The 6,270-nt window shown below is 63.0% G+C and carries 4 protein-coding genes; 1 reads left to right on the top strand and 3 read right to left on the bottom strand.

The window, feature by feature from the left end:
- Positions 1 to 124 precede the first annotated feature (124 nt).
- Positions 125 to 1,081: a type I pantothenate kinase gene (coaA, locus tag NWI01_RS08015; RefSeq protein ID WP_141383355.1), complete on the top strand. Its 957-nt coding sequence runs from the start codon at positions 125 to 127 to the stop codon at positions 1,079 to 1,081.
- A 137-nt stretch (positions 1,082 to 1,218) separates the two neighbouring features.
- Here coaA and NWI01_RS08010 read toward each other — a convergent pair whose 3' ends face one another.
- From NWI01_RS08010 to gshB, 3 genes are all read right to left on the bottom strand, one after another.
- Positions 1,219 to 3,483, bottom strand: a complete 2,265-nt coding sequence (locus tag NWI01_RS08010; protein WP_141383354.1) for a PAS domain-containing hybrid sensor histidine kinase/response regulator — start codon at positions 3,481 to 3,483, stop codon at positions 1,219 to 1,221.
- A gap of 184 nt (positions 3,484 to 3,667) precedes the next feature.
- Positions 3,668 to 5,206: a YifB family Mg chelatase-like AAA ATPase gene (locus tag NWI01_RS08005; protein ID WP_141383353.1), complete on the bottom strand. Its 1,539-nt coding sequence runs from the start codon at positions 5,204 to 5,206 to the stop codon at positions 3,668 to 3,670.
- A gap of 81 nt (positions 5,207 to 5,287) precedes the next feature.
- A complete protein-coding gene (gene gshB / locus NWI01_RS08000; RefSeq protein WP_141383352.1) occupies positions 5,288 to 6,241 on the bottom strand; it encodes a glutathione synthase in 954 nt (317 codons plus the stop codon).
- Positions 6,242 to 6,270: the final 29 nt, after the last annotated feature.

The following is a 6,270-nucleotide window of genomic DNA, read 5'->3' as shown; positions in this document are numbered from 1 at the left end:
GCTCTAGAGTCTGGTTCGTCGGCGTTGAATCAGACTCTCGTCCACCTTTTTGATTGAGCATGATCTTCTCCGAAAACCGGTTTCCACTTTTCGGGATCATGCTCTAGCCCAAAGGGCAAGCTTCATGGATTCGCGGGCAGACCAGCAACAGTATAATCCGTATCGGGTCTTCCCCCGCGCCGAGTGGGCCAAGCTTCGCCACGATATGCCGATGACGCTGGCCGCGAATGAGATCGCGGCGTTGCGATCAATGCATGATCGACTCGATCTCGTGGAGGTCGAGGAAATCTATCTGCCGTTGTCCAGGCTGCTGTCGATCTATGTGGCTACGATGCAGCGTCTCTTTGTTGCTCAGCGTCAGTTTCTCGGCATCCATGATCGCAAGGTGCCGTATATCATCGGCGTGGCCGGATCGGTTGCGGTTGGAAAATCAACCACGGCGCGGGTGCTGCAGGCACTGCTCGCACGATGGTCGCCGCGCCCCAAGGTCGAGCTCGTGACGACTGACGGGTTTCTGTTGCCGAACGCGGTGCTCGAACGACGCGGCTTGATGCAGAAAAAAGGCTTCCCGGAAAGCTATGACCTGCCGATGCTGCTGTCGTTTCTCAGTGACATCAAGTCTGGACGCGCGCCCGTGCGCGCGCCGGTATACTCGCATCTGACTTACGACATCGTCCCCGATAGCTGGATCGAAGTCAGTCATCCCGACATTCTGATCGTCGAAGGCGTCAACGTTCTGCAAACCGGGCCGTTGCCGCACGACGGCAGAGCCATTCCGGTCGTCTCCGATTTCTTCGACTTCTCCGTCTATCTTGATGCGGAAGAGCCGGTGCTGCGCGACTGGTACGTGACCCGCTTCCTCGCTTTGCGGGATTCGGCCTTCCAGGATCCGCGATCCTACTTTCACCGTTACGCGCTGCTGTCGGACGACGAAGCGACCGCAACGGCCATTGCCATCTGGGAGCGCACCAACCGGGCCAACCTGGAGGACAACATCCTGCCGACGCGACCGCGTGCGAACCTGATCCTCAAGAAGGGGGCCGACCACGTCGTCGAGCGGGTCGCGTTGAGGCGGCTTTAGAAACCGCTCTGCGTGACGGCGGGTCTGGTCAGAGACCTTCACGCTTCATGGGAACGGTGAAAGACTCTATCTTTATGCTTTGACGCGTTTTCTTCACGCGAACCGGATTCCACTTCGCTCGAAAACGCTACAGTAACTCAGGCCGGGACGTGACGGGCGGCGGTCAACCCCGCAAGCGCGTCAGCCAGCCTCTCGCGATTGAGCGGCTTGACAAGAAAGCCATCCATGCCCGCCTCGAAACACGCGTGACGATCGTCGATCAGCGCGTTGGCGGTCAGCGCCAGGATGGTCGTGCGGCTGCCGGACAGGACGGCTTCCCGTTCGCGGATTTTCCTGGTGGCCCCGATGCCGTCGAGATTCGGCATCTGGACATCCATCAGAACGAGATCGTAGGGCGCGCCCGCGGCAAGGGCCGCGTCCCACGATTTGAGCGCCTCATCTCCGTTTGTGGCGACGGTCACGGCATGTCCGAGACGGGTCAGGAGCGAGCGCGTCAATAGCGCGTTGATCTCGTTGTCCTCGGCGATGAGAATCGAAAGGCCGGGGGCGGAGGTCATGGCCGGTGTCCTGGATGTCTCGGGCCTGTCGCGATCAGGCTGGCCGTCGGCGGTGCAAAGCGAGGTCGGGTCGTCGGCCGGCGCGGACAATCGTGCGGCGATCGACGCGGTTCGCAAAGGCTTGACGAGATAGCCCGTGAACGCGGCCGCGCCGGCTGCCTGAAGGTCGTGCCTTGTCGATGGCGTGACCATGATGATTCGTCGCTCCGCATGCTGGCGGGCGGCCTGACCGAACCGCCAGATCGCATCGCCGCCCATGGCATGATCGACAAGAACGGCGTGCCACGCGCGCTCCGGAAGCAGAGCACAGGCCGCCGCGAGGTCCGATGTCGTGAAGGTCTCCGCCCCCCATCGCTCCAGCCGCCGGACGAGCAGCGATGTCTCGATGGCCTGGGGCGCCACGAGCATGACCGGATGTCCTGTCAGATCCGGCACGGCAAAGCGCTTTTGCCCCGACGCGGGATGATGCGCCGGAAGAGGGACCGAAACCTCGAATGTCGAACCGCAACCTGGCTTGCTCTGCAGCGTGATGCGCCCGCCCATCCGCTTGGCGATGCGATCGCTGATGCTCAACCCCAGTCCCGATCCGCCGTAGGTCCGCGTAATCTGGTCGTCGGCTTGCTCGAAATCACGGAAGATCCGGGCTTGCGCATCCGGTGCAATGCCGATTCCGGTGTCGCGAACCATGAAGCGGATGTCATCCTGCCGGATGCCGGGGGCGACGATCAGCGCAACGCCGCCGGACGGGGTAAACTTGATGGCATTGCCTGCAAGATTGAGCAGCACCTGGCGCAAGCGCGCGGCGTCTCCGGTCACTTCGGCTGGCAGCGTTTCATCGACATAGGAGGCGATTTCAAGCTGTCTGGCCTGCGCGCGCGGCGCCAGCAATTCGGTGATGTCCTCGATCAGACCGGACAGAACAAAAGGGCGGGTTTCAAGCTCGATCTTTCCGGCCTCGATTCTGGAATAGTCGAGCAGATCCTCGATCAGCGATAACAATGCATCGCCGGATGCCTTCACCGCCTTGACGTATGTGGCCTGTTCGGGCGTGAGCGAGGTTTCAAGCAGCAGCCCGCTCATGCCGATGATACCGTTGAGCGGGGTGCGAAACTCGTGCGACGTCATCGCGAGGAAACGCGATTTAGCCTGGCTTGCTGCATCCGCGTGATCCCGCGCTTCGCCGAGCGCGCGCTCGGTTTCAGTTCGATCGGTGACGTCGCGGCCGACGCATTGCAGTTCCGCCGGATGGTTGGCGTCGATCCGCATCAAGGCTTCGCGCCATGCGATCCAGCGCGGACCCTGTGCCGTTTCGACACGCTGGTCGTAGATGCGCGTGCCGTTCGATTCGATCGCGCTCTCGCCTTGCTCGAGAACGGGAAGCGCGAAACGGCTGCCAAGCAGCTCCGCTCGCGATCGCCGGGCCAGGATGCAATAGGCCTCGTTCACCGAGGTGATGACGCCGTTCCCGTCGCGCAGCACGATCAGATCGCTCTGGGATTCGAAAAGGCAGCGCGCGCGCTCTTCCGCTTCCTTCAGCTCCCAGTTGCGGTCAACGAGCGCCTCATTATGGAGAGCAATCTTGTGCATCTTCTTGCGCATCCGGCGCAAACGCATGCTCAGGATAGCCAGCGCGACACAGGCGAGCGCGAACAGAAAGCTGATGCCGATTGCGAACGCGTGAGGGTCGTAGTCGGCGCTTCGGCTTCCGGCAATGAAGCCATAGGCACCGCCGAACGCGATTGAGAAGGTCATGAAGGTGCGAAAAGTGGTGTTGAGCCGGGGATACCGCCGGATCAGCCTCCGCGCGCGCAGGCGTGCCTTCGTCCAGAATATTGGCGCGGTCATCGATCTCCCCGCACATCCTTGCAACGTCCGTCGGAGGCGGGTTGCCGCCAACCAAAGCGCGCGCGGTGGATGCGCCATCCCAGCATGACGGCATGACGTTGCGAAGTGCTTGAGGGTTGGGCCGGAAAAAGATCGGATGCAAACAAGGTAAACGAGGTGTTACCGGGACATCAACGCCACGATGTCACGCAGCGCGTTTGATATCGTCGGCGAGCGCGCGATAGGACAGGGCTTCGGCGAGGTGCAGCCGGCCGATCCTGTCAGCGCCGTCGAGATCCGCGAGCGTGCGGGCGACCCGCAGCACCCGGTGATAGCCACGCGCCGACAATCGCATGCTTTCTGCGGCATCGTGGAGCAGCTTCAGCCCCTGTGCATCCGGCTGCGCGATGACTTCCAGCGCGGCCGCTGGAGCTTCGGCGTTGGTCCGGACATTCGACAATCCAAGCGCGGCATAGCGCTCCGTCTGAATGTCGCGTGCTGCGGCGACACGAGCGCCGACTTCGGCCGAGCCTTCCGACGAAGGCGGCAGAATGAGGTCGGAGGCAGTCACGGCCGGCACTTCGATACGCAGATCGATCCGGTCCAGGAGAGGTCCCGAGATGCGCATTTGATAGTCCGCGGTGCAGCGATCGATGCGGCCACGCTTGCAGGCGTAGCCCGGCTCGAAGGCGTGGCCGCAGCGGCATGGATTCATCGCCGCCACCAGCATGAAGCGCGCGGGGTAGGTCACGCGATGATTAGCGCGGGACACGGCGATCTCGCCGTTTTCAAGCGGCTGCCGGAGCGAGTCCAGCACGCGCGGATCGAACTCTGGCAACTCATCGAGAAACAGCACGCCGTTATGCGCCAGCGAGATTTCACCGGGCCGGGCGCGGGTGCCGCCGCCGGTCAGCGCGGCCATGCTGGCGGAATGATGCGGGGCGCGAAACGGACGTTGCGAGGTGAGCGCCCCGCCGTCGATTTCACCAGCCACGGACGCGATCATCGACAATTCCAGCAGTTCGGCCGGCGACAGCGGCGGGAGAATCGAAGGCAGGCGCGCCGCGAGCATTGATTTGCCGCTGCCGGGAGAGCCGACCATCAGCAGGTGGTGTCCGCCGGCGGCTGCGATCTCGAGCGCGCGCTTGGCGCTCTCCTGCCCCTTGATGTCGCGAAGGTCGAGAGCGCTGCCCTGGGTTTCACGAATCCGGGGCTGCGGCCGGGACAGAACCTGGGTTCCCTTGAAATGATTTGCGATCTGAATGAGCGAACTTGCGGCGATGATCTGGATGTCGGGGCTCGCCCAGGCTGCTTCCGCACCGCAAGCCGAAGGGCAAATCAGTCCCTCCTCGCGCGCATTCGCGCCAATCGCGGCGGGAAGAACCCCGGCCACGGCCGCGATCGATCCGTCGAGGCCGAGTTCGCCCAGCACCGTGAACCCCGCCAACGCGTCCGAGGGAATGGCCCCGATCGCCGCCATCAGGCCGAGCGCAATCGGGAGATCGTAGTGACTGCCTTCCTTGGGCAGATCCGCCGGCGCCAGATTGACGGTGATCCGTCTTGCCGGCAGCGCGAGACCCGAAGCGATCAGCGCCGCTCGTACCCGCTCGCGAGCCTCGGACACGGCTTTGTCCGGCAATCCCACGATGTTGAAGGCGGGCAGGCCGGGAGCGACCTGCACCTGCACGTCGACCGCGCGCGCCTCGATACCCTCAAACGCGACGGTGGATACCCGCTGCACCATGACCGCCCCCTTTTACGGGCCGAAGCTAGCTCACAACTCCGCGACGCACAAGAACATTAAGAGAACGCAGGTTGAAGCTCTTCAGCCGGGAGCCTGTGAGCGCTTCGCCTCGATCGTGTCCCAGACGATCGCAGCGACATCCGGGCCGCCGAACGCGGCGATGGGCCGGATTCCGGTCGGCGAGGTGACATTGATTTCGGTAAGCAAGCCGTCGATGACGTCGATGCCGACAAACAGCAGCCCGCGCTCTCGCAGCGCCGGGCCGATGCGCTTGCATATCTCGCTCTCGCGGGAGGTGAGATCGGTCGCCCGCGCGGCACCGCCGCGCACCATGTTGGAGCGCAGATCGTCAGCGGCGGGCACGCGATTAACAGCGCCGGCGAATTCGCCATCGACGAGGATGATGCGCTTGTCGCCCCGAACGACCTCGGGCAGGAAGCGCTGGATCACCCAGGGCTCGCGAAACGTTACCGAGAACATGTCGAACAGTGACCCGAAGTTCATGTCTTGCGGCATGACGCGGAAGACCGCGGCTCCGCCGTGACCATGCAGCGGCTTCATGACCACCGCGCCATGCTCGGCACGAAAAGAATTGATCTCATCGAGATCGCGCGAGATCAATGTCGGCGGCATCAGGTCGGGGAAATCCATCACGAAGAGTTTTTCCGGTGCATTGCGGACGCTTGCGGGATCGTTGACCACCAGCGTTTTCGGATGGATGCGCTCGAGCAGGTGAGTCGTCGTGATGTAGGCGAGATCAAACGGCGGATCCTGCCGCAGCAACACGACGTCGAAGGATTCCAGGCAGGCGCGCGTTGCATCGCCAAGCGTGAAATGATCGCCGACCTGATCCCGCACGGTCAGAGTCTGAACCGGCGCAACCACGTCCCTGCCGCGAAGCGATAGCTTCTCCGGCGTGTAGTACGAGACCTCGTGGCAGCGTCGCTGCGCCTCCAGCAAGAGCGCGAAGGTCGAATCGCCGCGAATGTTAATGCGCGCGATCGGATCCATCTGAACGGCGACTTTCAGTTTCATCGTGTGCTGGTCCGGTTGAATTCCGTCTA

It is taken from the genome of Nitrobacter winogradskyi, assembly GCF_006539545.1.
GTDB lineage: Bacteria > Pseudomonadota > Alphaproteobacteria > Rhizobiales > Xanthobacteraceae > Nitrobacter > Nitrobacter winogradskyi_A.
The sequence above is the reverse complement of the archived record's forward strand: the minus strand, read 5'-3'. Positions and strand labels throughout refer to the sequence as shown.

What these genes read in the sequence shown, in the direction of transcription:
- gshB (WP_141383352.1), bottom strand. Translation starts at nt 6,241, where the DNA reads ATGAAACTGAAAGTCGCCGTTCAGATGGATCCGATCGCGCGCATTAAC.
- NWI01_RS08010 (WP_141383354.1), bottom strand. Translation starts at nt 3,483, where the DNA reads ATGACCGCGCCAATATTCTGGACGAAGGCACGCCTGCGCGCGCGGAGG.
- coaA (WP_141383355.1), top strand. Translation starts at nt 125, where the DNA reads ATGGATTCGCGGGCAGACCAGCAACAGTATAATCCGTATCGGGTCTTC.
- NWI01_RS08005 (WP_141383353.1), bottom strand. Translation starts at nt 5,206, where the DNA reads ATGGTGCAGCGGGTATCCACCGTCGCGTTTGAGGGTATCGAGGCGCGC.